This is a genomic window from Kitasatospora sp. NPDC051914 (genome assembly GCF_040680995.1).
Taxonomy (GTDB): Bacteria; Actinomycetota; Actinomycetes; order Streptomycetales; family Streptomycetaceae; genus Kitasatospora.
Genome location: NZ_JBFAXX010000019.1, coordinates 90899 through 116137, shown reverse-complemented (window position 1 = coordinate 116137; position 25239 = coordinate 90899). Strand labels below are relative to the sequence as shown.

18 protein-coding genes are annotated in these 25239 nt (G+C 74.3%); 14 read left to right on the top strand and 4 right to left on the bottom strand.

The features are described 5' to 3' along the window. Positions 1 to 62 precede the first annotated feature (62 nt). Positions 63 to 1691 (top strand): chaperonin GroEL, encoded by a 1629-nt coding sequence (groL, locus tag AB0M03_RS14990; protein ID WP_363491890.1) that lies wholly within the window; start codon positions 63 to 65, stop codon positions 1689 to 1691. 181 nt (positions 1692 to 1872) lie between these two features. Further along, positions 1873 to 2877, top strand: a complete 1005-nt coding sequence (locus AB0M03_RS14985) for a LysR family transcriptional regulator (protein ID WP_363491889.1) — start codon at positions 1873 to 1875, stop codon at positions 2875 to 2877. Between the two features lie 91 nt (positions 2878 to 2968). Here the strand turns inward: AB0M03_RS14985 and AB0M03_RS14980 are convergent, their stop codons facing one another. Further along, positions 2969 to 3298 (bottom strand): WhiB family transcriptional regulator, encoded by a 330-nt coding sequence (locus AB0M03_RS14980; RefSeq protein WP_095874485.1) that lies wholly within the window; start codon positions 3296 to 3298, stop codon positions 2969 to 2971. A gap of 581 nt (positions 3299 to 3879) precedes the next feature. Here AB0M03_RS14980 and AB0M03_RS14975 point away from each other — a divergent pair. From AB0M03_RS14975 to AB0M03_RS14955, 5 genes are all read left to right on the top strand, one after another. Further along, a complete protein-coding gene (locus AB0M03_RS14975; RefSeq protein ID WP_014136228.1) occupies positions 3880 to 4491 on the top strand; it encodes a response regulator transcription factor in 612 nt (203 codons plus the stop codon). A 249-nt stretch (positions 4492 to 4740) separates the two neighbouring features. Continuing rightward, entirely contained in the window at positions 4741 to 5433 is a 693-nt protein-coding gene (shbA, locus tag AB0M03_RS14970; protein ID WP_363491888.1) for an RNA polymerase sigma factor ShbA, read from the top strand. Positions 5434 to 5713: 280 nt separating this feature from the next. Beyond that, the gene (gene guaB / locus AB0M03_RS14965) at positions 5714 to 7216 is read left to right on the top strand and encodes an IMP dehydrogenase (RefSeq protein WP_363491887.1); all 1503 of its coding nucleotides are present in this window, start codon (positions 5714 to 5716) and stop codon (positions 7214 to 7216) included. Positions 7217 to 7433: 217 nt separating this feature from the next. Further along, positions 7434 to 8561, top strand: coding sequence for a GuaB3 family IMP dehydrogenase-related protein (locus AB0M03_RS14960; RefSeq protein ID WP_363491886.1), 1128 nt, complete (start codon positions 7434 to 7436; stop codon positions 8559 to 8561). Positions 8562 to 8921: 360 nt separating this feature from the next. Then, positions 8922 to 10814 (top strand): serine/threonine-protein kinase, encoded by a 1893-nt coding sequence (locus AB0M03_RS14955; RefSeq protein WP_363491885.1) that lies wholly within the window; start codon positions 8922 to 8924, stop codon positions 10812 to 10814. Between the two features lie 58 nt (positions 10815 to 10872). Here AB0M03_RS14955 and AB0M03_RS14950 read toward each other — a convergent pair whose 3' ends face one another. Beyond that, positions 10873 to 11409 carry an SHOCT domain-containing protein gene (locus tag AB0M03_RS14950; protein WP_363491884.1) on the bottom strand — a complete coding sequence of 179 codons (537 nt, stop codon included), beginning with the start codon at positions 11407 to 11409 and terminating at the stop codon, positions 10873 to 10875. Between the two features lie 57 nt (positions 11410 to 11466). Here AB0M03_RS14950 and AB0M03_RS14945 point away from each other — a divergent pair, with 57 nt between their 5' ends. From AB0M03_RS14945 to AB0M03_RS14915, 7 genes are all read left to right on the top strand, one after another. Then, positions 11467 to 12537 carry a hypothetical protein gene (locus AB0M03_RS14945; RefSeq protein ID WP_363491883.1) on the top strand — a complete coding sequence of 357 codons (1071 nt, stop codon included), beginning with the start codon at positions 11467 to 11469 and terminating at the stop codon, positions 12535 to 12537. A gap of 147 nt (positions 12538 to 12684) precedes the next feature. After that, positions 12685 to 14463, top strand: a complete 1779-nt coding sequence (locus tag AB0M03_RS14940; protein WP_363491882.1) for a serine/threonine-protein kinase — start codon at positions 12685 to 12687, stop codon at positions 14461 to 14463. 88 nt (positions 14464 to 14551) lie between these two features. After that, positions 14552 to 16186, top strand: coding sequence for a succinic semialdehyde dehydrogenase (locus tag AB0M03_RS14935; protein ID WP_363491881.1), 1635 nt, complete (start codon positions 14552 to 14554; stop codon positions 16184 to 16186). An 89-nt stretch (positions 16187 to 16275) separates the two neighbouring features. Further along, positions 16276 to 18075 (top strand): GMC family oxidoreductase, encoded by a 1800-nt coding sequence (locus AB0M03_RS14930; RefSeq protein WP_363491880.1) that lies wholly within the window; start codon positions 16276 to 16278, stop codon positions 18073 to 18075. Between the two features lie 66 nt (positions 18076 to 18141). Then, a complete protein-coding gene (locus AB0M03_RS14925; protein ID WP_363491879.1) occupies positions 18142 to 19623 on the top strand; it encodes a hypothetical protein in 1482 nt (493 codons plus the stop codon). 984 nt (positions 19624 to 20607) lie between these two features. After that, positions 20608 to 22203 (top strand): glutamine-hydrolyzing GMP synthase, encoded by a 1596-nt coding sequence (gene guaA, locus AB0M03_RS14920; RefSeq protein WP_363491878.1) that lies wholly within the window; start codon positions 20608 to 20610, stop codon positions 22201 to 22203. Between the two features lie 171 nt (positions 22204 to 22374). Continuing rightward, a complete protein-coding gene (locus AB0M03_RS14915; RefSeq protein WP_363491877.1) occupies positions 22375 to 23454 on the top strand; it encodes a Rieske 2Fe-2S domain-containing protein in 1080 nt (359 codons plus the stop codon). 28 nt (positions 23455 to 23482) lie between these two features. On the opposite strand, the gene AB0M03_RS14910 is transcribed toward AB0M03_RS14915, so the two are convergent. Both AB0M03_RS14910 and AB0M03_RS14905 read right to left on the bottom strand, forming a co-directional pair. Next, on the bottom strand, positions 23483 to 23716 hold the full coding sequence (locus AB0M03_RS14910; protein ID WP_363491876.1) for a hypothetical protein: 234 nt from the start codon (positions 23714 to 23716) through the stop codon (positions 23483 to 23485). After that, entirely contained in the window at positions 23713 to 25224 is a 1512-nt protein-coding gene (locus AB0M03_RS14905; RefSeq protein WP_363491874.1) for a PspC domain-containing protein, read from the bottom strand. The genes AB0M03_RS14910 and AB0M03_RS14905 overlap by 4 nt, the downstream gene beginning before the upstream one ends. Between the last annotated feature and the right edge of the window lie 15 nt (positions 25225 to 25239).

Below are 25239 nucleotides of genomic sequence, written 5' to 3'. Positions count from 1 at the left end.
GCTCTGACCCGGGCCGGGGCGTGCTTGTTGGTCAATCCGTAAAACCCTGAGGAAACGGGAACATGGCGAAGATCCTGCAGTTCGACGAGGACGCCCGCCGCTCGCTGGAGCGCGGTGTCAACAAGCTGGCCGACACGGTCAAGGTGACCATCGGCCCCAAGGGCCGCAACGTCGTCATCGACAAGAAGTTCGGCGCCCCCACCATCACCAACGACGGTGTGACCATCGCCCGCGAGGTCGAGCTCGACGACCCGTACGAGAACCTCGGCGCGCAGCTCGTCAAGGAGGTGGCCACCAAGACCAACGACGTCGCGGGTGACGGCACCACCACCGCGACCGTGCTCGCCCAGGCCCTGGTCAACGAGGGTCTGCGCAACGTCGCCGCCGGCGCCGGCCCGGCCGCCCTGAAGAAGGGCATCGACAAGGCCGTCGCCGCCGTCTCCGAGCACCTGCTCTCGGTGGCCCGCGAGATCGAGGGCAAGGACGACGTCGCCGCCGTCGCGTCCCTCTCCGCCCAGGACACCCAGGTCGGCGAGCTCATCGCCGAGGCGATCGACAAGGTCGGCAAGGACGGTGTCATCACCGTCGAGGAGTCCAACACCTTCGGCGTCGAGCTCGAGTTCACCGAGGGCATGCAGTTCGACAAGGGCTACCTGTCGCCGTACTTCGTGACCGACGCGGAGCGCCAGGAGGCGGTCCTCGAGGACCCGTACATCCTGATCAACCAGGGCAAGATCTCCTCCATCCAGGAGCTCCTCCCGCTGCTGGAGAAGATCCTGCAGGGCGGCTCCCGCCCGCTGCTGATCATCGCCGAGGACGTCGACGGCGAGGCGCTGTCCACCCTCGTGGTCAACAAGATCCGCGGCACCTTCAACGCGGTGGCCGTCAAGGCCCCGGGCTTCGGCGACCGCCGCAAGGCGATCCTCGGCGACATCGCCGTCCTCACCGGCGGCACCGTCATCTCCGAGGAGGTCGGCCTCAAGCTCGACCAGGTCGGCCTGGACGTGCTCGGCACCGCCCGCCGCGTCACCGTCACCAAGGACGAGACCATCCTCGTCGACGGTGCCGGCGACTCGGACGCCGTGGCCGGCCGCGTCGGCCAGATCAAGGCCGAGATCGCCGCCACCGACTCCGACTGGGACCGCGAGAAGCTGCAGGAGCGCCTGGCCAAGCTGGCCGGCGGCGTCTGCGTCATCAAGGTCGGCGCAGCCACCGAGGTGGAGCTCAAGGAGCGCAAGCACCGCCTGGAGGACGCCATCTCCGCGACCCGCGCCGCGGTCGAGGAGGGCATCGTCGCCGGCGGTGGCGCCTCGCTCGTCCACGCCGCCAAGGTCCTCGAGGGCGGCCTCGGTCTGTCCGGCGACGAGGCCACCGGTGTCGCGGTCGTCCGCAAGGCGCTCGCCGAGCCGCTGCGCTGGATCGCCCAGAACGCCGGCCTGGAGGGCTACGTCATCACCTCCAAGGTCGCCGACCTGGAGACCGGCCACGGCTACAACGCCGCCACCGGCGAGTACGGCGACCTGGTGAAGGCCGGCGTCATCGACCCGGTCAAGGTCACCCGCTCCGCCCTGGAGAACGCCGCCTCCATCGCCTCCCTGCTCCTCACCACCGAGACCCTCGTGGTGGAGAAGAAGGAGGAGGAGGCCGACAACGGCCACGGTCACTCGCACGGCCACGGCCACTCCCACTGACCCCGAGTCGGCCACCCCGGAGGCCCGGCCCTCCCGCCCCACGGCGGGAACGGCCGGGCCTCCGGCGTTCCCGGAAGCGGGGACGTGCCGACGCACAGGGGCTCCTGTCGTGGTTGCCCGGGCGGGCACGGCCTGGGGCGTTCGGTTCCGTCGGGGTCAAAGGGTGGCTTATAACTGAGCCATGATCGAGGCCCGCCACCTTCGTGTTCTCCGTGCCGTCGCCCGGACCGGCTCCTTCTCCGCGGCCGCCCGCGAGCTCGGCTGCACCCAGCCGGCCGTCAGCCAGCAGATGAAGGCGCTGGAGAAGTCGGTGGCCACCCCCCTGGTGGTCCGCTCCGGGAAGGGCATGCAGCTCAGCGAGGCGGGCGAGGTGCTGCTGAAGCACGCCTCCGGCATCCTGGCCGGTCTGTCCGCCGCGGAGGAGGAGGTGGCGGCGATCGCCGGCCTCCGCTCGGGCCGGGTGCGGCTGGTGTCGTTCCCGACGGCGAGCTCCACGCTGGTGCCGCGGGCGGTGGCCCAGGTCAGGGCGGCCAGCCCGGGGATGCGGGTGTCACTGGTGGAGGCGGAGCCGCCGGAGTCGCCGGGGATGCTGCGGGCGGGGGAGTGCGAGGTGGCGCTGGCGTTCCGGTACCCGGACTCGCAGGGCGGTGCCGCGGTGGCACCCTCCCCGCACGCCTCGCCCCGGGAGGCCCGTGCGGCGGCGGTGCTGGAGGCGGCCGCCTCGGCCGCGGCGACCGATTGGTCGGACCTGGTGGTGCAGCCGCTGCTGGACGATCCGCTGGTGGTGCTGGTGCCGGCGGGCCACCGGCTCGCGGACCGGGACGGCCGGCAGCCGGTGGGGCTGGGGGAGCTGGCGGACGAGCCGTGGATCGCGGGCTGTCCGCAGTGCCGCGGGCACCTGGTGGAGCTGTGCGCCGGGGCGGGCTTCGAGCCCCGGATCGACTTCGCGACCGACGACTACCCCGCGGTGGTGGGCCTGGTGGCGGCCGGGCTGGGGGTCGCGGTGCTGCCGGGCATGGCGCTGGACGCGGTGCGCCGCGAGGGGGTGGCGGTGGTGCCGCTGGCGACCACCGCGGGGGAGCCCGTGCGGCGCGAGGTGGTGGCCCTGACCCTGCCGGACCTGGCCGGGGTGCCCGCGGTGGGCCTGATGCTGGATCAGCTCACGGCAGCGGCCGCCGCCCGCTGACCGGTCGGCGGCCGCCCTGCCTGGTCGCCGCTGAAACGTTTCTTCACTCTCGGCCCGGCCGGACCCCGGTGCGCCGAGTCCTGATCGCACCTCACCGCCGGACGTTCGCCGGCATGGCCAGCGGCACCTCGGCCAGCTGCCGGTTGCGGGAGCGGCCGAGCAGTTCCTCGCGCTCGTCCTCGGTCAGGCCGCCCCACACACCGTACGGCTCGCGCACGGCCAGTGCGTGCGCCGCGCACTCGGCCCGCACCGGGCACCGCATGCAGACCTCCTTGGCACTGGCCTCGCGCGAGCTGCGCGCGGCCCCGCGCTCGCCCTCGGGGTGGAAGAAGAGAGAACTGTCGACGCCGCGGCAGGCGGCGGAGAGCTGCCAGTCCCAGAGGTCTGCGTTGGGGCCGGGGAGGCGGGAGAAATCTGCCATGGCTCATTCCCTTCAATGACTCAGGACTCGGGCTCGGATCGACGGCTGCGAAAAAGGACTCGGGGCCCGCTAGCTGCGGCGAGGCTGCACGGGGCCGGTACGGACACCTGGAAATATGACTTACGCCACTCACCAGGACAAGTCACCCACACACCGACACAACAGTCAATGACCGTATGGAAGCTATAAAAACGGACAAACAGGGCATGGTGGTGGTCAGGCTCCGCGTGGCAATCGGGTGGCAGTGCGCCGGGTCGTCCCGGGGTGCGAGCCCGGGGCTCCGGGCGTACGCACCTCCCGGGCGGCGCGCCGGCCGCAGGAAACTGCGGCGTGTGCACCGCGCGGTGGCTGATCGGTGATGGGTCGGCCACGTACAGTGGTGGGGATGGCCCCGAAGGCCGTAACTCATTCGAGTGACGGTCGTTGGATGTACGGAGGCGGTTAGCGGGCGCCGGACGCCGGGAACGATCGCGGGTGGCATCGGCGATCAGAACGGGGTCCGTCGCCAATCGGCCGTGTCGGAGAGAGTTCGTACCAGCCAGGAGGCTCAACGTGACGCGGATCAGCTGCGGAGGACGGTCATGACATCCGTCCTCGTCTGCGACGATTCCCCGCTCGCCCGGGAGGCGCTTCGCCGAGCGGTCGCGACCGTGCCCGGCGTCGACCGGGTGACCACTGCGACGAACGGTGAGGAGGTCCTCCGCCGCTGGGTGGCCGACCGCTCCGATCTCGTTCTGATGGACGTCCGGATGCCCGGCCTCGGCGGGGTGGAGACGGTCCGGCGGCTGCTGTCCGCCGACCCGGGCGCCCGCATCATCATGCTCACCGTCGCCGAGGACCTGGACGGTGTCGCCCTCGCGGTCGCCGCCGGCGCCCGCGGCTACCTGCACAAGGACGCCTCGCGCGCCGAGCTGCGGGCCACCGTCACCCAGGCGCTCGCCGACCCGACCTGGCGCCTCGCGCCGCGCCGGCTCCGCAGCCCCGACATGGGAGCGGCCCCGACGCTGACGGCCCGTGAGATCCAGGTGCTGGAGGGCATGAGCCACGGCCGCAGCAACGCGGAGATCGGCCGTGAACTGTTCCTCTCCGAGGACACCGTGAAGACGCACGCCCGGCGCCTCTTCAAGAAGCTCGGCGCATCGGACCGCGCGCACGCCGTGGCGCTCGGCTTCCGCTGGGGCCTGGTCCGCTGACAGGGTGCCGCTTTTGCGGCTCCCCGGGCTCGGACGTGTGACGTCGTGGTCCCGAGGCTGCACCATGGAGGAGTGGAGCACCTCGGGGACCAGCGGACGGGTACTGCGGAGACGAGTGCAACCGCAGCAGGAACGACGGGCACAGGGGCGGGAGGCGGCGCGGTGGGTACGGCGATCACGCATAACGTTCCGGTGCACAACTCAGGACGCGATGCCGCGTTCGTCGGACCGACCAGGCACCATGGACCGATGCGTGACGACGAGGCCGCCGCCCCCGGCGAGGCCCGGCCCGACGAGGCACAGCCCGGCGGTTCGGGCGCCGCGCCGTACGCCGCGCCGGGCGCGCCGCGCCGGCCGGTGCTCGGCAACGGGCCGTCGCCGCAGCTCAACGAGGTCGTCGCGGCCGCCGTCGCCGGCGAGGGCCCGGCCGTCGACGCCCTGCTCGCCTACGTCCACCCCCTTGCACTGCGCTACTGCCGCGGCCGGCTCGTCCGGTTGCCCGGCGGTGCCCGGCACCACGTGGACGACGTGGTGCAGGAGGTCTGCGTCGCGGTGCTGTGCGCGCTGCCGCGCTACCGCGACGAGGGCCGGCCCTTCGAGGCCTTCGTCTACGGCATCGCCGCCCACAAGATCGCGGACCTGCAGCGGGCCGCGATGCGCGGCCCCGGTTCCACCGTGATCCCGCCCGACGACCTGCCGGAGACCCCGGACGAGTCGCTCGGCCCGGAGGAGCGCGCGCTGCTCAGCAGCGACGCCGCATGGATCAAGGAGCTGCTCTCCAACCTGCCGGCCCGCCAGCGCGAGCTGGTGCTGCTGCGGGTCGCCGCCGGCCTGTCCGCGGAGGAGACCGGCGAGGTGCTCGGGATGTCCCCGGGGGCCGTCCGGGTCGCCCAGCACCGCGCGCTCAGCCGACTTCGCGCGCTCGCGGAAGAGTCCTCCTGACTTCTGGGTTGTCAAGGAGGGCGCCAACCGACACTCCGGACACCAGTACCATGAGGTATCGGCGCCTGGGCAGGTCGCCAAAGTTTCGTGGGTGCGACCGGGGTTCCCTTGGAGGAACCTCCGAGCATTGCGGTGTCTTGGCGGTCCGCCCGTGCCGGTGCGCGCGGGTGCGGCGACGGTTCTGACCCAGGCCGACGCCCCGCCCTCCTGAGACCAACGCTCCGGACGCCCTCAGCCGGAAGCGATCAGATCAACGGCCGCCACGGAAGGTCCCCACACGATGTCTTACAACGCCGCAGGCGTACCCGAGAAGTTCGCGATGCTCGGACTCACGTACGACGACGTCCTGCTGCTGCCCGGGGCCTCCGAGGTGCTGCCGAACCAGGTCGACACCTCCTCGCGGGTCTCCCGCAACGTCCGGGTGAACATCCCGCTGCTGTCGGCGGCGATGGACAAGGTCACCGAGTCCCGGATGGCCATCGCCATGGCCCGCCAGGGCGGCGTCGGCGTGCTGCACCGCAACCTGTCGATCGAGGACCAGGTCGGCCAGGTCGACCTGGTCAAGCGCTCCGAGTCCGGCATGGTCGCTGACCCGATCACCGTGGGCCCGGAGGCCACCCTGGCCGAGGCCGACGCGCTCTGCGCCAGGTTCCGGATCAGCGGCGTGCCCGTCGCCGACCCCGAGGGCCGGCTGCTGGGCATCGTCACCAACCGCGACATGGCCTTCGAGTCGGACCGCAGCCGCCAGGTCCGCGAGATCATGACCCCGATGCCGCTGATCACCGGCAAGGTCGGCATCTCCGGCGAGGACGCCATGGCGCTGCTCCGCCGGCACAAGATCGAGAAGCTCCCGCTGGTCGACGACGACGGCCGGATCAAGGGCCTCATCACGGTCAAGGACTTCGTCAAGGCCGAGCAGTACCCGAACGCCGCCAAGGACGCCGAGGGCCGGCTGCTCGTCGGTGCCGCCGTCGGCGCCTCCGCCGAGGCCTTCGACCGCGCCCAGGCCCTGGTCGGCGCCGGCGTGGACTTCCTGGTGGTCGACACCTCGCACGGCCACAGCCACAACGCGCTGGCCTGGATCGCCAAGATCAAGTCGGCCGTCAAGGTCGACGTCATCGGCGGCAACGTCGCCACCCGCGACGGCGCCCAGGCGCTGATCGACGCCGGTGTCGACGGCGTCAAGGTCGGCGTCGGCCCGGGCTCCATCTGCACCACCCGCGTCGTCGCCGGCATCGGCGTCCCGCAGGTCACCGCCATCTACGAGGCCTCCCTCGCCTGCCGCGAGGCCGGCGTGCCGGTCATCGGCGACGGCGGCCTGCAGTACTCCGGCGACATCGGCAAGGCGCTCGCCGCCGGTGCCGACACGGTCATGCTCGGCTCGCTGCTGGCCGGCTGCGAGGAGTCGCCCGGCGAGCTGCAGTTCATCAACGGCAAGCAGTTCAAGTCGTACCGCGGCATGGGCTCGCTCGGTGCCATGCAGTCGCGCGGCCAGGGCCGCTCGTACTCCAAGGACCGCTACTTCCAGGCCGAGGTCGCCTCGGACGACAAGCTCGTGCCCGAGGGCATCGAGGGCCAGGTGCCCTACCGCGGCCCGCTCTCCGCGGTGCTGCACCAGCTGGTCGGCGGCCTGCGGCAGACCATGGGGTACGTCGGCGCGGCCACCATCGCCGAGATGGAGAGCAAGGGCCGCTTCGTCCGGATCACCGCGGCCGGCCTCAAGGAGAGCCACCCGCACGACATCCAGATGACCGTCGAGGCCCCGAACTACACCAGCCGCTGATCCGGCGGGCAGGTCGGTTCGACCACCGGGGGCGCGGGGGACCGCGCGCGGCGGGAGGTGCAGGCAGCATCCTCCCGGCCCGCGCGGTCCCCCGCGCCCCTTTCTCCGGTCCGCCCGTGTCGCGGACGGTGGGGCGGGCGTCCGGGCAGGTGCGGGATACTGGGGGGCGGCCCGGGGTGACCCGGCCTGGAGAAGCAAAGCAGCAGAAGGGCTCGAAGTGACTGAGATCGAGATCGGGCGAGGCAAGCGCGGCCGCCGGGCGTACGCCTTCGACGACATCGCCGTCGTCCCCAGCCGCCGTACGCGTGACCCGAAGGAGGTCTCGATCGCCTGGCAGATCGACGCCTACCGCTTCGAGCTGCCCTTCCTGGCGGCCCCGATGGACAGCGTGGTCTCGCCGCAGCAGGCCATCGCCATCGGCCGCCTCGGCGGTCTCGGCGTGCTCAACCTCGAAGGCCTGTGGACCCGTTACGAGGACCCGCAGCCGCTGCTCGAGGAGATCGCCGCCATCTCCGACGAGGCCGCCGCGACCCGCCGCCTCCAGGAGATCTACTCCGAGCCGATCAAGGCCGAGCTGATCGGGCAGCGCATCAAGGAGGTGCGCGACTCCGGCGTGGTCACCGCCGCCGCGCTCTCCCCGCAGCGCACCGCCGAGTTCTCCAAGGCCGTGGTCGACGCCGGCGTCGACGTCTTCGTCATCCGCGGCACCACGGTCTCCGCCGAGCACGTCTCCTCCGCCGCGGAGCCGCTCAACCTCAAGCAGTTCATCTACGAGCTCGACGTGCCGGTGATCGTCGGCGGCTGCGCCACCTACACCGCCGCGCTGCACCTGATGCGCACCGGCGCGGCCGGCGTGCTGGTCGGCTTCGGCGGCGGTGCCGCGCACACCACCCGCAACGTGCTCGGCATCCAGGTGCCCATGGCCACCGCGGTCGCCGACGTGGCCGCCGCCCGCCGCGACTACATGGACGAGTCCGGCGGCCGCTACGTGCACGTCATCGCGGACGGCGGCGTCGGCTACAGCGGCGACATCGCCAAGGCCGTCGCCTGCGGTGCGGACGCCGTGATGATCGGTGCCGCGCTCGCCCGCGCCACCGACGCCCCCGGCAAGGGCCACCACTGGGGCATGGAGGCCGTCCACGACGACGTGCCGCGCGGCAAGAAGGTCGACCTGGGCACCGTCGGCACCATCGCGGAGATCCTCACCGGTCCGTCCCACACCCCGGACGGCACGATGAACCTCTTCGGTGCGCTGCGCCGCGCCATGGCCACCACCGGCTACTCGGAGCTCAAGGAGTTCCAGCGCGTCGAGGTGACCGTCAACCCGGCGCTGAACCACGGCTGATCCGGTCGGCGCACCTGCGCCTGTGAAGCCCCCGGCCGCTGCGGCCGGGGGCTTCGGCGTACGCGGTGAAGGCCTGTCAGGGGTGGCCCCGGGTGGAGTGATCGTGCAGCCGGATGGGAGAATTCGTGAACGTGTGCGAGCCGGTGGGACGACCGACCCGCTCGCGCCAGTGCTTTTTCGGCCACGAACGGGGCCCCGGCCGGTTTCCGACCGTCCGAAGCCTGCGGGGCCGATTGGTCCAGGGCCGAAGCGACAGGGGATGATGGACACTTGGCGTTCTGAGCCCCGGGTGGCGCCGCCCGCTGCGGCCCGATGCGCCGTCATGAACACACGGCCAGCAAAACATGGGGGAGCGCACCGATGACGCAGCCGCAGGAGCCCACCGGCCGTCTGCTCGCCGGCCGGTACCGGTTGAGCGAGGTGCTCGGCCGTGGCGGGATGGGCACGGTCTGGCGGGCCGAGGACGAGATGCTCGGCCGGATCGTCGCCGTCAAGGAACTGCGGATGACCGACGCGGTCGACGAGGACGAGAAGCACCGCCTGATCGTCCGGACCCTGCGCGAGGCCAAGGCCACCGCCCGCATCCGGCACACCGCCGCCGTCACCGTCTTCGACGTCGTCGAGGAGGACGAGCGGCCCTGGATCGTCATGGAGCTGGTCGAGTCCCGCTCGCTCGCCGACGTCGTCAAGGACGACGGCCCGCTGGAGCCCGCCCGCGCCGCCGCCATCGCCCTCGACGTCCTGGGCGTGCTCTGCGCGGCCCACGAGCACGGCATCCTGCACCGCGACGTGAAGCCCTCCAACGTGCTGATCGGCGACGACGGCCGGGTGGTGCTCACCGACTTCGGCATCGCCAGCGTCGAGGGCGACACCTCCGTCACCTCCACCGGCATGCTGGTCGGCGCCCCCTCGTACATCTCGCCCGAGCGGGCCAGGGGCAAGAAGCCCGGCCCGCCGGCCGACATGTGGTCGCTCGGCGGCACCCTCTACGCGATGGTCGAGGGCAACCCCCCGTACGACCGCGGCTCGGCGCTCGCCACGCTCACCGCCGTGATGACCGAGGACCTCACCCCGCCGGCGAACGCCGGACCGCTGCGGCCGGTCATCGAGGGGCTGCTGGAGAAGGACCCGGAGAAGCGGCTGGACGCCTCCGCGACCCGCGCCATGCTGCGCCGGATCGTCGCCGAGGACACCGCGCGCGCCGAGGCCACCACCCAGCAGGCCGTCCCGCTGGCCGGAACCGGGCGCACCACCGCCGCGGCGACGGCCGCAGCGGCGGCGCCGGCCGCCGCGAAGCAGCCCGCGCCGGCGAAGCCCGCAGCCGCACCGCCGACCGCCCCGCCCGCCGAGCCCAGGCGGGGCGGCGTCGGGACCGTCCGGGTCGGCAGCCGCTCGGCCGAACCGCTGCCGGTCGCCGCCACGGCCGCCGCTGCCGTGCAGCCGGCCCCGCCGACCGAGCCGATGCCCGCCATGCCCGGAGGAGCGGGCGGGAACGGGCGGCAGGGTGGTGTCCCGCGCCCGGCCCTGCTGGCCGGCGGCGCGCTGCTGCTCGTCCTGGTGCTGGTCGGCACCGTCCTGCTGATGCGCGACACCGGCGGCAAGCACAAGGCCGGCCGGTCCACCGACTCCGCGGCCTCGGCCTCCGCCCCCGCGACCACCGGCGGCTCGGCGGCCCCGGCCGTCTCCCCGCCGTCCGGCGCGCCCTCCTCCGCGGCCCCGGCCTCCCCCTCGGCGAGCGCGCAGGCCCCGGACACCGCCGCCCCGGGCACCCCGGCCCCCGGCACGCCCGCCCCCGGCGGCGACGGCGCCGTCCCGGCGGGCTACCGGACGGTCCGCGACGGCTCCGGCTTCTCGATCGCGCTGCCCGACTGGATGGCCGACAAGGGCCAGGACTACGACGCGACCAGCCGCAAGTTCGAGGGCAACGGGCTCAAGCTGGTGGTCGACTGGACGGTCGGCGCCGGCGAGAGCGCGCTCGCCGACTGGGAGGACAGCGAGCGCAGCCAGACCTTCCGCAACTACAAGCGCGTCCAGCTGAAGGGGATCACCTACCGGGGCTGGACCAACGCCGCCGACTGGGAGTGGACGTACGGCAGCAGCACCACCTACCACTCGCTGAACCGGGGCTTCGTCACCGGCGAGGGCAAGTACGGCTACGCCCTCTACTGGACGACCACGGACGCGGACTGGAACTCGGCGGCCAACGCGGCGGCCCGCACGACCGGCTTCGCCACCTTCCAGCCCGCCCCCTGACACTCCGACGCGCAGGCGGCCCGGACGCGCACCACCGTCCGGTCCGCCTGCGCACCGGTCAGCCGATCAGGCGCTGCTTGGCCCGGGTGAACTCCTCGTCGGTGAGCGCACCGGCGGAGTGCAGTGCGGCCAGCCGCTCCAGCTGGTCCAGCAGGTCGGCCGGGGGCGCCGCAGCGGCCGGCGCGGCGGTCTGCGCCTCGGCGGCCAGGCGGCGGGCCTCCGCGGCCGCGGTGCGCACCCGCTCGGCGAACGGCTCGGCCTTCACCACGTCCTCGAAACGGTGCGCCCCGGTCAGCGCGACCACCTTCAGCACCTCGCCGTTGATCCGGGAGCGGGTCACCGTCACGTCGGTCACCGCGGTCAGCGCAACCGGCACCGGCGGCTTGCCGTCCTTGAGGAAGAGCAGCCGATGGCTGGTCAGCACCAGGGCGCCCTTGCGGAAGTGGTCGGGGTGGCGCCCGGCGGTCGCCGCGACGGGCTCCTCGCCCGGTACGGCCCCGGCCTCCACGGTGCGCACGGCCGCGTTCCTGGCGTCCTGGTTGTTGCCGCTGCCGAGCACGTCGAAGGCCACGTCGATCAGATCCGTCCAGTCCATGCTGCGAGCTTATGGCGTGCGGCGACGTACCCTGGCCGGGTCGAGAGGAAGTCGGACATGCAAGCGGCCCCCGGTCAGTTGGTGGCCGGACGGTACCGGGTGACGGACCGTCCGACGGGAGCCGGCCTGCCCGCACAGGACGTGCACACGGGCGCGCCGGTGCTGCTGCACGCCCTCGACCTGCCCGAACTCCTCGTGCCCGGCCAGCTGTACGACGAGCCGGACCCGCGCGAGGGGCACCGGCTCGCCGAGCGGGTCGCGGCCGCCGCCGAACGCGCGCCCCGGCACCCCCGGCTGCTGGTGGAGCCCGGCGCGGCGGCCGAGCAGGGCGTGCTCTGGATCGCGTCCGAGCGCCTCGCCGGCGCGCCGCTCGCCGAACTCGCCGGGGCCGGCCCCGTCCCGCCGTACCGGGTCGCGGAGCTGGCCGCGGACCTCGCCGGCGCCCTGCGCGCCCTGCACGAGGCCGGGACCACCCACGGCAACGTCACCGCCGACGCGGTGACCGTCTGCGAGGACGGCGCGGCGATGCTCGGCGGGCTGCTCCTCGGCACGGCCGAGGAGGCACTCTGCGAGGAGCTCGGCGGCGGGGTGCCGCACCGGCTGTACGAGGTGCGGGCCGACCTGCTCGGCCCCCGCGCCGAGCGCTGGCCGGCCGATGCCGGCCCGCCCGCCGACTGCTGGGCGCTCGGCGTGCTGCTCTACCGGCTGCTGACCGGCCACGGCCCCTACCCGGAGGGCGATCTGCCGACCCTGCTCGCCGCCGTCCGCGACGGGCGCCGCTACCCGGCCGACGGCTGCGGGCCGCTGCGCGGCCTGGTCGAGGAGCTGCTGGACCTCGGGCCGGAGGCCCGGCCCACCGCGGCCGCCGTCCAGCAGCGCCTGCGCGCCCTGCTGGCGGGTGCCCCGGAGCCGTTCGGGCCGGCGGAGGAGACGCCGCTGCTGCCGGTGCCGCGCCCGGCCGGCCCGGTCGTGCCGCACCCCCGCGGGCGGACCCGGGGCGAGGGCCGGCTGCCGGTGCCGCGCGGGCCGTCCCGGGTGCCGCCGGCGCTGCTCGGCCCGCTGCTCGTCGGCGGGGTGATGCTGGCCCTGCTGGCCGCGCTCGCCGCGGTCGTCCTGACGGCCGGCTGAGGCGGAGCGGCGGGCGCCGGGCCCCTTTTTCGGGCCCCGGCGCAGGGCCGCCTAATCTGTGGTTGGAAGATGTCCGTGCGGTGAGTCTGCGGTGCACCGATACCTCCGTCACGGTGACGGTGGACTGAGTATGGGGGAGCGGTCGCCATGGGCGTGCAGGACCGGTCGACGGAGGGCACGGACACCGGCCGGGTACTGGCCGGCCGCTACGCGCTGGGGGACCGCCTCGGCCGCGGCGGCATGGGCACCGTGTGGCGCGCCCGCGACGAGATGCTCGACCGCGAGGTGGCGGTCAAGGAGCTCACCGTCAGCCACCTGCCCGAGGAGGAGCTGGAGATCCTGCAGTCCCGCATGAAGCGGGAGGCCAGGGCGGCCGCCAGGATCAAGCACCCCGGTGTGATCACCATCCACGACGTCCTGGAGGACGACGGCCGGCCGTGGATCGTCATGGAGCTCGTCGACGGGCGCTCGCTCGCCGACGTGATCAGCCAGGACGGCACGCTGCTCCCGCGCGAGGCCGCCGAGGTCGGCCTGCAGGTGCTCGCCGCACTGCACCGCGGCCACCAGCTCGGTGTGCTGCACCGCGACGTCAAGCCGGCCAACGTGCTGCTGGAGAAGGGCACCGGACGGGTCGTCCTGCTGGACTTCGGCATCGCCACCTTCGAGGGCTCCACCGAGCTCACCCGCCCCGGCGACCTGGTCGGCTCGCCCGACTACCTGGCGCCCGAGCGGGCCCAGGGCGAGCGGCCGGGACCGGCCTCCGACCTGTGGGGCCTCGGCGCCACGCTGTACGCCGCGGTGGAGGGCGAGTCGCCGTTCCGCCGCACCTCCCCGCTGACCACCCTGGCCGCCGTCGTGGGCGACCCGCTGCCGGAGCCCCGCCGGGCCGGCGCGCTCGGCCCGGTGCTGGCCGCGCTGATGACCAAGGACGCGGCCCAGCGGCCCACCGCCGACGAGGCCGCCAGGATGCTCCGCCAGGTGACCGCCGGGCACACCATCGGGATGAAGGCGCAGCCCGGCCCCGCGCACCGGGTGCCGACCCAGCAGGTGCCGGTGGTCGACCGGACGGAGTCGCCCGCGGGCCCGGCCGCCGGGGCCGTCCCGACCGCGCCGACGCTGCCCGTCCCGGACGGTGCCGCACCGGCCCCCGCTGCCGCACCTGCCGCTGCCGCACCTGCCGCGGCCGTCCCGGAGGCGGCCGTCCCGCCGGTGGAGACGACCCCGCCCGTCGGGCCCGCGGCGGGCGGTGCCGGCAGGCGGGGCCGCCGCGCCCGGACCCTGCTGGTCGCCGCGCTCGTCGTCGCCCTGCTGGCCGCCGGCGGCGTGTACGCCTACCAGAGCCGCCCCGGCACCGGCGCCACCCCGGACGACGGGAAGAGCACCGCCACCCCGGACGACGGGAAGAGCACCGGCACCCCGCAGATCACCGTGCCGACGACCGGCCCGTCCGACACCCCCGGCCCGGCGCCCAGCGGCTACAGCTGGAAGCAGGACGCGGCGGGATTCCGCTTCCCGCTGCCGAACGCCGTCAACGGGAAGCCGTGGCTGCGCTCCACGGACAACAACGAGATCTACTACAGCCCCGACAACAAGGTGCACTACCTGCAGTTCGCGGTGACGGTCGGTCAGCCGCTCACCCCGCTCGAGCACTTCGAGCAGATGGAGGAGAGCATCGCCAAGAACCGGCCCGCCTACCGCCGGGAGAGCCTGAGCAAGATCAAGGTCAACGGCCAGGAGGGCGCGGTCTGGGAGTTCAGCTACCAGTCGCTGGACGGCTCCGGCGTCCGCCGCCACCTCAAGGAGGCGGAGTTCCGCACCGAGGACGGCACCTCCTACGACGTACTGGTCGCCTCGCCGGAGAAGGACTGGCAGGAGGCGTTGCGGCGCTTCACCATCGTGCTGAACAACTTCTCGGTGGAGCGCTGATCCTGCACGGGGCGTGACCGGGCCGGCACGGAAAATGGGTGTTACCGGCGGGTACACATCCGGGCCGGGAAGGCCTAGGCTGCGCTCCATGACGGACACCACGGCAGACACCCAGGCCCGGGCCACCGACGAGGCCGGACGCAACCCCGCGGCCCCGGGCGGCGCCCGCACGGTCGCCGCGGCCGTCACCCCCGCCCTGGTCGCCCGGCTCGCCCGCGGCATCACCACCGGCGAGGACGCGGAGCTGGTGGTGACCGCGGCCCCGCTCACCGGCGAACCGCTGGCGAGCCTGCCGCAGTCCACCCCGGCCGCCGTCGAGGAGGCCTACCGGCGCGCCCGCCGCGCCCAGAAGGCCTGGGCCGCCCTGCCCGTCCGCCGACGCGGCGCCGTCCTGCTGCGCTTCCACGACCTGCTGCTGGCCCGGCAGGACGAGGTCCTCGACCTGATCCAGGCCGAGACCGGCAAGACCCGGCTGCACGCCTTCGAGGAGGTGCTGGCCGCCGCCTCCGCCGCCCGGCACTACGGCCGCAAGGCCGCCTCCTACCTGCGCGACCGCCGCCGCGGCGGCGCCCTGCCGGTGCTCACCCACACCCTGGAGGGCCGCCGCCCCAAGGGTGTGATCGGCCAGATCTCCCCCTGGAACTACCCGCTGGAGCTGTCCGTCAGCGACGCGCTGCCCGCCTTCGCGGCCGGCAACGCCGTGGTCAACAAGCCGGACACGCAGACCGCGCTCACCGCGCTGTGGGCCCGCGAGATCCTCGTCGAGGCCGGCCTGCCCGCCGACCTCTGGCAGATCGTGGTGGGCGACGGCCCGGTGGTCGGCCCGGCCGTGGTCGAGCACGCCGACTACGTCTCCTTCACCGGCTCCACTCGCACCGGCCGCCAGGTCGCGCAGCAGGCCGCCGGCCGCCTGGTCGGCGCCTCCCTGGAGCTCGGCGGCAAGAACGCCCTGCTCGTCCTCGCCGACGCCGACCTCGACCGGGCCGCCGAGGGCGCCGTCCGGGCCTGCTTCTCCTCCGCCGGCCAGCTCTGCATCTCCATCGAGCGGCTGCTGGTGCACCGCTCGGTCGCCGACGAGTTCCTCGCCCGCTTCACCGCCCGCACCAGGGCGCTGCGGCTCGGCGGCGGCCTCGCGTACGGCGCCGACATGGGGTCGCTGGTCTCCGGCCGTCAGCTGGAGACCGTCACCCGGCACGTCGAGGAGGCCGTCGAGGCCGGCGCCACCGTGCTGGCCGGCGGCCGTCCCCGCCCCGACCTCGGCCCGCTGTTCTACGAGCCCACCGTGCTCGACGGCGTCACCCCCGGCATGGCGGTCTGCACCGAGGAGACCTTCGGCCCGGTCGTCTCGGTCTACCGCTTCGACACCGAGGACGAGGCCGTGGAGATCGCCAACTCCACCCCGTACGGCCTGAACTCCAGCGTCTGGACGAAGGACGCCCGGCGCGGCCGCGCCGTCGCCGCCCGGCTGCACACCGGCACCGTCAACGTCAACGAGGCCTACGCCGCCGCCTACGGCTCGGTGGCCTCCCCGATGGGCGGCATGGGCGACTCCGGCCTCGGCCGCCGGCACGGCGCCGAGGGCATCCTGCGCTTCACCGAGGCGCAGACCGTCGCCACCCAGCGGCTGCTGCCTATCGGCCCCTCGCACGGGCTGGACGACGAGCGGTTCGCGGCCCTGCTGACCACCGGCCTCAAGGCCCTCAAGGCCTTCGGCTTCCGGTAGGCCCGCACGCGCCGGGGCGGGCCCCACCCGGCCGCCCGCGGCCGGCCCGTACCGCGGACCACCCCCACCCTCGAAGGAGCAGCGGCACCATGGCGGACAACGGCGGATTCGACTACGACGTGCTGGTGGTCGGCTCGGGATTCGGCGGCTCGGTCGCCGCCCTGCGCCTCACCGAGAAGGGCTACCGGGTCTGCGTCCTGGAGGCCGGCCGCCGCTGGTCGGCCGACAGCCTGCCCAAGAACTCCTGGGACCTGCGCAACTACCTGTGGGCGCCCGCCCTCGGCCTGTACGGCATCCAGCGCATCCACCTGCTGAGCAACGTGCTGGTGCTGGCCGGCGCCGGCGTCGGCGGCGGCTCGCTCAACTACGCCAACACCCTGTACGTCCCGCCGAAGCCCTTCTTCGAGGACCGCCAGTGGGGGCACATCACCGACTGGCAGGAGGAGCTCGCCCCGTACTACGACCAGGCGCAGCGGATGCTCGGCGTGCGGCTCAACCCGACCGTCACCGCCGCCGACACCCACCTGAGGGCCACCGCCGAGCGGATGGGCGTCGGCGACACCTTCCACCTGGCCCCGGTCGGCGTCTTCTTCGGCGACGGCAAGGACTCCGACGGCAGCTGCTCCGCCGCCCCCGGCGGCGAGGTGCCTGACCCGTACTTCGGCGGCGCCGGCCCCGCCCGCCGGGCCTGCACCGAGTGCGGGGAGTGCATGACCGGCTGCCGGCACGGCGCCAAGAACATGCTGATCGAGAACTACCTCTACCTGGCCGAGCAGGCCGGGGCCGAGGTGCGGCCGCTGACCACCGTGACCGGCCTCACCGAGGACGCCGACGGCGGGTTCTCCGTCACCACCGTCGCCACCGACCGTCGCCGCAAGGGCCCGCGCGCCGTGCTGCGCGCCCGCCAGGTCGTCCTGGCGGCCGGCACCTACGGCACCCAGACGCTGCTGCACACCATGCGCGACACAGGCCGGCTGCCGCGGATCTCCGCCAAGCTCGGCTTCCTGACCCGCACCAACTCGGAGTCGCTGGTCGGCGCGCTCACCGACAACCGCCGCTACCGGCGGAAGACCGGCGCGGACAAGGCCGACTTCACCCGGGGTGTGGCCATCACGTCCTCGATCCACCCGAACGAGAACACCCACATCGAGCCGGTCCGCTACGGCAAGGGCTCCAACGCCATGGGCCTGATGACCATCCTGCAGTTCCCGCACCGCCGCTCCAACCTGCTGTCCTACCTGGCCACCACCGTCCGCCACCCGGTGCTGTCGGCCCGCAACCTGTCCAAGTACCGCTGGTCGGAGCGGACGATCATCGGCCTGGTCATGCAGTCGCTGGACAACTCGCTGACCACCTTCCGCAAGCCGAAGGGCCTCGGCCGCGGCCTGCTCACCGCGAAGCAGGGCCACGGCGCACCCAACCCGGAGCACATCCCCGAGGGCGAGGAGGCCGCGCGCATCCTCGCCGACGAGATCAACGGCTTCGCCGGCACCAACATCGGCGAACTGATGCGGATGCCGATGACCGCGCACTTCCTCGGCGGCTGCCCGATCGGCGAGGACGCCGAGCACGGCGTCATCGACCCCTACCACCGGCTGTACGGGCACCCCGGCATCCACGTGGTGGACGGCGCAGCCGTCTCCGCGAACCTGGGCGTCAACCCCTCGCTGACGATCACCGCGCAGGCCGAGCGCGCCATGTCGCTCTGGCCGAACAACGGCGACGCCGACCAGCGGCCCGCCCAGGGCGGGGCCTACCGCCGGGTGGCCGCCGTCGAGCCCAAGCAGCCGGCCGTCCCCGCCGGGGCCTTCGGTGCGCTGCGGCTGCCCCTGCTGCCCGTCCCGACGGTGCCGGCCCGCAAGGACCCGGCCCGGCCGACGGCCGATTGACACCCCTCCGCCCCCGGTGGGAGAACGGTGCTTCCGACCGTCGGGCGGGGGACTTGGGGGAGCACCATGCCGATTTGCAGGGGCTGCGGGGCGGCCTCGGCGGGGTGGGCGCGCAGCTGCGCCGCCTGCGGCCGGGCCTTTCCGCCCGCCCGCTCCGATGACGGCCACCGGGCCGGCACGGCCGGACGGATCGGTGAGGCCGGACGGATCGGCGAGGTCGGCGAGGTCGTGGAGACCGCGCCGGACGGCCGCTGGGGCCTGGGCGTCCCGTACCGCCCGGAGCGACCCTGGGCGGCCGCGGGCAGCAGGCTGCTCGCCGACTGGCTGCCCGCGCTGAAGGCCGTCGCCGCCCCGACCGGCCTGCTGGTGGCCGCGGCCGTACTGCTGGCCCTGCCCGAGCGCCTGCTGTGGCCCGTCACCGCCGAGTACGGCGACCGCCTGCGTGCCTCGCTGGCCCTGGTACTGACCGCGTTCGGTGCACCGCTGCGCCTGCAGGCGGGCCCCGGCGCCGAGCTGTGGACACCGGGGCCCGGCCTCCAGCTGCGGGTCGTGCCGCTGCTGGTCGGCGCCGGCTGGCTCGTCCTGCTCGGGCTCGGCCTGCGGGGCCGGCGGCGCGCGAACGGCCCTGCCGACGCCGGGTCGGTGCTCGCCGAGTCGGCGCGGACGGCGGCCGCGGCCGCAGCCGGCGCCCTGCTGCTGGGCGCCGTCGGCCGGGTCACCCTGCTGCCGAAGGGGGCCGGTCCGCAGGAGGGCGGCGCGACGGTCGAGCCGGGGCTGCTGTCCGCCGCCGCCGGTGCGGCGCTGGCCGCCGCCCTGCTCGCCGCGGCCGTGCACGGCTCCGGCCCGGTGCGGGCCTGGTTCGCGCGGCGCCCCGCGCTGCACGGCCTGCCGGGCGCGGCCCGGGCGGCCGGCCCCGCGCTGGCGGGCACGCTGGGTGCGGCCGGCGCCGCCGCGCTCGTCCTGGCCGCGGTGCTGCCGCAGGCGCCGCCGGTGTGGGTGTGCCTCCCGCTGGCGGTCAACGGCGGACTGTTCCTGCTCGCCCTCGGTTCGGGCGCCGTCCTGCAGTTCCGCGACCGCGGCCCGGGGGCCGGTTGGGAGCGCGAGCTGTCGCTGTTCGACCCGGACGGGACGGCCGGGCCCTGGCCATGGGCGGTGCTGCTCGCGGTGGCGGGCGCGCTGCTGCTGGCCCGGTCGGTGCACCGGCAGCGGCTCGGCCCGGCGGACCGGCTGACGGCGGCGGCGCTGTACGCCTGCGCACTCACCGCCCTCGACGCCGTGGCGGGGCTGTCGGTCCGTTCCGCGGCGGCGCCGGGCGGTGACGCCGGGGCCTCCTGGGCGATCGCGGCCGACACCGCCCTGATCGCCCATCTGCTCTGGGCGGCGGTCGGAGCACTCCTGCTGCCGCCGCTCTTCGCCCGGCTGCGCCCGGCGCACGGGGCACCGCCCGCGCCGGCGCACGGCCCGGCCCACACGCCCCCGCCGCCCGGGCCCGCGGTGCCCTTCGCGGGAGAGGTCCTGGACTCGCACCGGGACCGGCACCGCACCTGATCGGTCGCCCGGGTCCGGACAGGGCAAAGGGCCCCGCGGGGGAACGGGGCCCTTTGTCGTTCAGCACGCGGCGTCAGGGCTGCGCCGGGTGCTGGGGTGACGGCGCCGGGGGAAGTGCGCCGTCGTGTCGAATGGCTTGGGAACGGCGGCAGGTCGCCCGGTGGTGTACGGGCCCCTCCGCGTGCGCGGGCCGGGTCGGCCCCTCACGGAGCGTGAGGTGATAACCGTTGTCGTCGCCGGGCCGCGGACTCTCCGCAGCACCGGCCGCGCCGCCCTCGCGAGGCGGTCGGCCAACCCCCACAACCAGCATCGTGATGGACGGAAGCCGTACTGTGCAACCGATTCGGCGCACTTCGACAGAGTCCGTTTCCCGTTGGTGATCCCTCCGTCCCTCCGGTCGGCGGGGCGGCGCGGGTGCCGCCCCGCCGGGGCCGGGTGGGAGTGTCGACTACGCTGCGTAGTAGTTGCAAGCAGGGGCGCACAGGGGCGTGCACAGGGCGGCCGAAGGGTGGGACGGGGCGGCCGGGGAGTGGTACGGCCCGTGGGTACGGGCGGGGCGCAGGTGCGCCCGAGAGGCGGGGAGGTCGGCGCCGGCGCCGACCTCCCCGCCCCGACGGTCCGTTCCGGTCGCGGCCGGGGTCGCTGTCCCCTGCTGCCCGGCAGCCGCACCGCCGCGCGGTCCCACGGCGGGCCGCCGGCCCGCCACGCGCGGGGGTGGACCGGATCGGGGTCCACGCGTGGTCCTGCCGACCGTCCGGTGCTGCCCGGGCCTGGCGGGCTCGGTGCGGTCCGTACGGTCATGCGGTGCAACGATTCGCTTGACGGCCGGTCACGGCCCCGGCGGTCGGCAAGCGGGTGAACCGCCGACGTGCGGGCGCAAGGGGGACGGCGGAACGGCGGCCCGGCCGCCGGGCGGTCCGAGCGTTCGAGCCGCCCCGGTAGACTCGGCTGCAGACACTCCCCACACCCGCCGGAAGGCCGTCCGTGTCCTCTGCTTCCCCGGACCAGTCCGCAACCGAGAACGACACCGTCCTGGTCGTCGACTTCGGTGCCCAGTACGCCCAGCTCATCGCCCGCCGGGTGCGTGAGGCCCGGGTCTACAGCGAGATCGTGCCGAGCACCATGCCGGTCGCCGAGATGCTCGCCAAGAACCCGAAGGCGATCATCCTCTCCGGCGGGCCTTCCTCGGTCTACGAGGAGGGCGCGCCGCGGCTCGACCGTGCGCTGTTCGAGGCCGGTGTCCCGGTCTTCGGCATGTGCTACGGCTTCCAGCTGATGGCGATCACGCTCGGCGGCACCGTCGACAACACCGGTGCCCGCGAGTACGGCCGCACCCCGCTGACCGTCAGCCGCACCGGCTCCACCCTGTTCGAGGGCGTCCCGGCGCAGCACTCGGTGTGGATGTCGCACGGCGACGCCTGCTCGGCCGCGCCCGAGGGCTTCACCGTCACCGCCTCCACCGACGTGGTCCCGGTCGCCGCCTTCGAGAACGACGACCTCAAGCTGTACGGCGTCCAGTACCACCCCGAGGTGCTGCACTCCGACCACGGCCAGCAGATCCTCGAGCACTTCCTGTACCGCGGCGCGGGCATCGCGCCGGACTGGACGACGCACAACGTCGTCGACGAGCAGGTCGCGCTGATCCGCGCGCAGGTCGGCGACAAGCGCGCCATCTGCGGCCTGTCCGGCGGTGTGGACTCCGCGGTCGCCGCCGCCCTGGTCAACAAGGCCATCGGCGACCGGCTGACCTGCGTGTACGTCGACCACGGCCTGATGCGCAAGGGCGAGACCGAGCAGGTCGAGAAGGACTTCGTCGCCGCCACCGGCGTGCAGCTGAAGGTCTTCGACGCCAAGGAGCGCTTCCTGACCGCGCTGGCCGGGGTCAGCGACCCGGAGCAGAAGCGCAAGATCATCGGCCGGGAGTTCATCCGGGTCTTCGAGCAGGCGCAGGCCGAGATCGTCGCCGAGGCCGGCGAGCACGGCGAGTCGGTGGAGTTCCTCGTCCAGGGCACCCTGTACCCGGACGTGGTGGAGTCCGGCGGCGGCACCGGCACCGCGAACATCAAGTCGCACCACAACGTCGGCGGCCTGCCGGAGGACCTCCAGTTCCAGCTGGTCGAGCCGCTGCGCAAGCTGTTCAAGGACGAGGTCCGGATGGTCGGCCAGGAGCTCGGCCTGCCCGAGGAGATCGTCCAGCGCCAGCCGTTCCCCGGCCCGGGCCTCGGCATCCGGATCGTCGGCGAGGTCACCGAGGAGCGCCTGGACCTGCTCCGCGAGGCCGACGCCATCGCCCGCGAGGAGCTCACCGCGGCCGGCCTCGACGGTCAGATCTGGCAGTGCCCGGTCGTGCTGCTCGCCGACGTCCGCAGCGTCGGCGTCCAGGGCGACGGCCGCACCTACGGCCACCCGATCGTGCTGCGCCCGGTCTCGTCCGAGGACGCCATGACCGCCGACTGGTCGCGCCTGCCCTACGACGTGCTGGCGAAGATCTCCACCCGGATCACCAACGAGGTCCGCGACGTGAACCGCGTCGTGCTGGACGTCACCAGCAAGCCGCCGGGCACCATCGAGTGGGAGTGATCCCGCCGGCCGATCGCACGGCCGATTGAACAACCGCGCCGCCGCTTCCGTACCAGGGAGTGGCGGCGCGGCTGTGTGCGCCGCCGGACCTGCAACAGAACACGCAAAGCAACGGGCAGAATCGGACCGGACCTGTCAGCAGTTGACAGGCCGTGAGGGAAGGGCGACGGCATGACCGGGGCGCACGACGGACACGGACGGCCCGACGGCACCGCGCGGCACTCGCCGTCGCCGCACACCCCCTCCCGCCGCGAGGAGTGGAAGCGCACCGCCACGCGGTACGCGACCCTGCCGCTGCGGTTGTTCCTCGGCCTCACCTTCGTGTACGCCGCGTTCGACAAGCTCTCCGACTCCCACTACCTGGCCGGGGCGGGCGACGCCGCCTCCTTCGTCTCGCAGACCCAGGCCGCCGAGGAGAGCAGTCCGATCGGCTGGGCACTGGGCCCCGCGCTCCATGCGCCGACCTTCTTCGCCCTGCTGATCGCCTTCGGCGAGCTCGCCGTCGGCCTCGGCACCCTGTTCGGGCTCTGGGGCAGGCTCGCCGCGGCCGGCGGCGCCGTGATCAACCTGACGCTGTTCCTCACCGTCAGCTGGAACGTCTCGCCCTACTACCTCGGCAACGACCTCGCCTACCTGATGGCCTGGACGCCGCTGGTGCTGGCCGGCACCCCGTACCTGTCCGTCGACGGTTACCTCGCCCGGCGCGCCGAACGGGACCGCCTGCGCGGCCTGCCCGAGGGCGCCGTCCGCCGGCGGGCGCTGCTCGACGGCGGGATCGCCGCCGTCGCCCTCGGCGGCGCCGGGCTGCTCGCCGGCTCGCTCACCGCCACCTTCGGCCGCGACCGCAAGGCCGTCGCCGACAACCCGCCCACCCCCGCGACGCCCGGCTCCACCAACCCGGCCCCGGGCGGCAGCCCGAGTGGCTCGCCCACCGGCGGCAGCAAGGTCACGGTGGCCGCCAAGGACGTCCCCGTGGGCGGATCGGCCCAGGTCAAGGACCCGGCCACCGGGGACGCCGTCTACATCGTGCAGCCCACCACCGGGCAGTACTGCGGCTTCTCCGCGATCTGCACCCACTCCGGCTGCACCGTCGACGCCCCGCGCGACGGCCGGATGTACTGCCCGTGCCACGGCTCCCGCTTCGACGCCAAAACCGGCGCGGTGGTCAACGGCCCGGCCACCAAGCCGCTCCCCAAGTACACCGTGACCAAGAGCGGCGACCGGCTGGAGCTGGGCCCGCAGCAGGCCTGAGCCGCGCGGCCCGCGGACTCCCCGCCCCTCACGGCTCCCGGGGCGGGGAGGGCGGCGGCAGTTCGCCGCCCCGGCCCCGCCGGGCGACCGCCGCCACCGCTCCGGCCAGGCCGGCCGCCCCGAGGCCGATCAGCGCCACCGGGATGACGATCCGGCCGTTCACCGTCCGGTCGTTCAGCGACGCCACCAGGTAGACCGCGGCGACCACCGTGAACAGCGTTCCCGAGATCAGCGAGAACAGGTCGAGCCGGTGCTTCCTCATGCCTGGGCCACCTTGATGTCTCCGAGCCCGACCGTCAGCGTGAGGTCGAGCTTCCCGCGGGAGGCCGTCCCGCTCGGCGGGTGCAGCGTGTACGTGTGGTTGTTGTTGGTGCCGGACAGGTGCTCCCCGTTCGGCAGCCGGATGTCGCCGGCCAGGTTGCGCACGGTCAGCTCGACCTCGACGTCCTGCCGCAGCAGCACCTTCAGGTCGCCCGCGCCCAGCCGGACGGAGCTGGTCAGCGTCGCGCCGGCCGGGTCCAGCCCGGTCAGGTCGAGGGTCGCGTCGCCCGCCCCCAGGTCGTAGCGCTCCTGCAGCGCCGCGGCGCTCACCGGTGCCCAGGTGCGGTCGCCGACGCCGGCGTGCAGTGCCGCACCGGAACCGCCCGCCACCGCCAGCACCAGGGTCAGCAGCAGCGCCGGGACGGCCAGCCCGCGGGCCCGCCCGAACTTGGCGCCGACCAGCTGCACCAGGCCCAGCGCCAGCAGCGCGGCCGCCAGCACCGTCGCGATGCGCACGGGCTCGCCCTGCCGGTCGGCCAGCCACCAGGCCAGCGCACCCGCACCGGCCGCCAGCAGCACCCCGACCCCGCCGAGGCCCGCCCCGCCGCGCCGCCCGTGCCGCTGCACGGCCGGCGATCGCGGGGGCTCGGGCGGCCCGGTCGGCGTCTTGCGCAGCGGATCGCCCTCCGGCAGGTCCGTCCGCTGCCACCAGGCCTGCGCCGGCACCCCCGGCGGCGGCGTCTGCGCACCGTACGGATTGCGCTCCGGGTGCCGCGGGTCCCACAGGTACCCGCTCGGGCCCGGCGGCGGCGTGTCCTGCGGGACCAGGCCTGCCGCGCGGTCCCGGGCGTGCTGCGCGGCGCGGTCCTCGCGGGCGGCGCGCAGCTTCTCGTGCATCTCCGCCTTGCGGGCCTGCCACTCCGCCTGGAAGTCCTCGCCGAACCGGCGCTGCCAGGTCTTCCAGTCCAGCTGCTCGACCGGTTCCTCCAGCCGGTCGTACGGGCCGTCCTGGCCCTGCGGGACCGCACCGCCGCGGGCCCGGCGGCGCCGCTCCGGGTCGTGGCGGACCGCCAGGAACACCAGGCCGCCGAGCAGCAGCAGCGGGAAGAGCTGCCCGCCGTCGCCCATCGAGGAGAAGAACACCCCGGTGCCGATCACCGTCAGCAGCACCGCGCCGATCGACTGCCCGTCCACCCGGCCGGTCAGCACCCGCTGCAGCTCCGTCCGCCCCGGCTCCCCGTCGACCGGCTCGCGCGGCACGATCAGCCACGCCAGGCCGTACAGGAACAGGCCGAGGCCGCCCGACAGGCAGAGCACCGCGACGACCACCCGGAACACCACCGGGTCGATGTCGAGGTGGCGGCCGAGCCCGCCGCACACGCCGGCCACCACCCGGTGCTGCCCGCTGCGGGTCAGCGGCGGGCGCTGCGCCGCGGGCGGCGGGGTGTCCCCGGCCGGTGCGTCGGCGGCGGTGTCGGCCTGCGCGGCCGTGCTCTGCTCGTCGGTCATGGCACCATCCTGGTG